The organism is Roseibium sp. (genome assembly GCF_025698965.1).
Lineage (GTDB): Bacteria > Pseudomonadota > Alphaproteobacteria > Rhizobiales > Stappiaceae > Roseibium.
Window position 1 is genome coordinate 1 of the sequence record NZ_JAILWL010000634.1, and the last position, 2,983, is coordinate 2,983.

Genomic DNA, 2,983 nt, shown 5'->3' on the forward strand with positions numbered 1-2,983 from the left:
AATGATGATCGATCGACTTTTCTGTTTTTGTGTTTCCCCACGAAGGCAGGTTGATCTAAGGGAGTGGCAGCGTGCCCAGGAAGAATGAACCAACCGAGCGGCAATGTGCCGTTACCCGGGAGGTTCACCCAATAAGCTCGCTGATCCGGTTCGTCCTTGATCCCGAAGGACAGGTTGTTCCGGATCTGAAGCGGGTCCTTCCCGGTCGCGGTGTCTGGGTGACAGCTACGAAAGACATCGTGGCGGTTGCCGAAAAAGACCGGAAGAAAGTTTTCGCCAGGGGGTTCAAAGATGAAGCCCTTGTCGAGCCCGGATTGGCAGACCGTGTCGATGCGCTTATGGAACGGGCGACGCTGCAGGCGCTCTCCATGACGCGCAAGGCCGGTGAGCTGATTACCGGTTATGCAAAGGTTGAAGCGGCTCTGCGCAGGGAAGATGTTGCAGGGCTGATCCACGCTTCGGACGCTGCAGAGGACGGAGTGAGGAAGCTGGCGGCAGTGGTCGCGAGCAGACAGGAACTTGCAAACGGGTGCCAAATTGTCCGTTTGTTCGATTCGGCTCAATTGGATTTGGCATTGGGCCGGTCAAATGTGATACATGCTGCACTGCTTGCGGGGCATGCGAGTGAAAATTTTTTGGCACAAGTACGTGACCTAGAGCATTTTCGCCGTTATTACGCCGCAGGAGAAGAACAGAGCAACGCTTAGCAGGGCGGTTGCGCAGGACTGAAGGCAATATGAGCGATACGAAAAATCCAGGCGACAAGACAATCAGCGTTGAGCGTGGCAAAACGCTTGGCCTCAAGCGCGGGGGTGGCGACCAGGGTACTGTTCGGCAGTCCTTCTCGCATGGCCGGTCGAAAGCCGTCGTCGTGGAAAAGAAGAAGCGCCGTGTTGTAATTCCGGGGCAGGACCCGAAACCGGAAGCGCCCGCACCGACAACGCAGCGTCTCGAGAAACCGGCTGAAGCGCCGCGCAAACCGCAGCAACCGGACCCGCAGGCGGCCAAGCAGGCTCGCCGGTCGGCCTCCGGTCAGCGGCAAAAAGGCAACGGCAACGTGCTGCGCACGCTTACCAAGGAAGAGGCGGCTGCTCGTGCAGCGGCTCTCCAGATGGCCAAGGTGCGTGACGAAGAAGACCGCAAGCGTCGCGAGGAAGACGAAAAACGTCGCGCCGCCGAAGCCGCACAGCGCAAGGTGGAAGAAGAAGCCCGCGCCAAGGCGGAAGCTGAAGAACGTGCTCAGCGCGAAGCTGAAGAAGCACGTCTGGCTGCAGAAAAGGCGAAGGAAGCTGAAACAGCCGAAGCTGTCGCAGCCCCTGAACCGGCTGAAGACACGTCAGCTGCTGAGGCCGAAGCTCCGAAACAGGCAAAGGCCGACGCCAGGAAGGCCGGATTGCGCAAGCCGGCTCATGCCGATGGCGGCAGACCGCCGAGCCTGAACGATATGGGTAAGCGCAAGGCGCCAACCGAGTCCCGGGCAAAACCGGATGCACGGCCGGCGGCTGGCGAAGACCATGATCGCGCCAACAAGGGGCTGCGGACCGTCAAGCGGCCGAAACAGGCGCCGACACCGACCACGCGTCCGCGTGGCGGAGAGGATCGCCGCCGTTCCAAGCTGACGATTTCCGCCGCAACCGGTGGTGACGACGGACAGCGGGCGCGTTCGCTTGCATCCATGCGCCGCCGTCAGGAAAAGGCGAAACGCGGCCAGCAGCAGGTGGTCCGCGAGAAAATTTCTCGCGAAGTCACCCTGCCGGAGGCGATCACCATTCAGGAACTCGCCAACCGTATGGCAGAGCGCGCTGTTGACGTGATCAAACTGCTGATGAAGCAGGGCCAGATGCTCAAGATCAACGACGTGATCGATGCCGATACCGCCGAACTGATCGCCGAAGAAATGGGCCACACCGTCAAGCGTGTTTCCGAAGCAGATGTTGAAGAAGGTCTCTTCACCCAGGAAGACGACACTGCAACCATGCAGTCCCGTCCGCCGGTTGTGACCATCATGGGTCACGTCGATCATGGTAAGACGTCTCTGCTGGATGCAATCCGCAAATCCAAGGTCGTGTCAGGCGAAGCCGGCGGAATCACGCAGCATATCGGTGCCTATCAAATCGATCAGGATGGTCAGAAGATCACCTTTATCGATACTCCGGGCCACGCTGCGTTCTCGCAAATGCGTGCTCGCGGTGCCAAGTCAACCGATATCGTGATCCTTGTCGTGGCAGCTGACGACGGTGTCATGCCGCAGACGAAGGAAGCGATTGCGCATGCCAAGGCTGCGGATGCCCCGATCATTATCGCGATCAACAAGATCGACAAACCGGGCGCCGATCCGAACCGTGTTCGCACCGAACTCCTGAGCGAGGAGCTTGTGACCGAATCCATGGGCGGTGACGTCATTGACGTTGAAGTCTCTGCGCTGAACGGCACAAATCTCGACAAGCTGCTGGAAATGATCCTGCTGCAGGCCGAGGTTCTGGAACTTCAGGCCAACCCGGACCGGACGGCTGAAGGTATCGTGATCGAAGCTCAACTCGACCGCGGCCGCGGTCCGGTTGCAACGGTTCTGGTTCAAAAGGGTACGCTCAAGCCGGGTGACATTCTTGTTGCTGGTTCCGAGTGGGGCCGTGTCCGCGCCATGCTTGACGAGAACGGCGATCAGGTGAAGGAAGCCGGCCCGGCGAAACCTGTCGAAGTTCTTGGTTTCCAGGGTACACCGGCCGCCGGTGATCTGGTTGCCGTGGTCGAAAACGAAGCCCGTGCCCGTGAGATTACGGACTATCGTCAGCGCCAGATCCGCGAGAAGGCCTCTGTGGTCGCTTCCGGTGCCCGTGGTTCGCTCGAGCAGATGATGAACCGTCTGCAGGAAACCGGCCGCAAGGAGTTCCCGCTCGTTCTGAAGGCAGACGTGCAGGGGTCGGCTGAAGCGATCGTACACGCGTTGAATGAACTCGGAACCGACGAAGTCGGTGCGCGCATT

2 protein-coding genes are annotated in these 2,983 nt (G+C 59.7%); both read left to right on the forward strand.

The genetic code is table 11. The annotated features are described in order from the left end of the window. The first annotated feature begins 71 nt into the window (after positions 1–71). Positions 72–707 (forward strand): RNA-binding protein, encoded by a 636-nt coding sequence (locus K5905_RS30820; protein ID WP_297591540.1) that lies wholly within the window; start codon positions 72–74, stop codon positions 705–707. Between the two features lie 29 nt (positions 708–736). Beyond that, the coding region (infB, locus tag K5905_RS30825; RefSeq protein ID WP_297591541.1) for a translation initiation factor IF-2 at positions 737–2,983 on the forward strand (2,247 nt) is incomplete at its 3' end.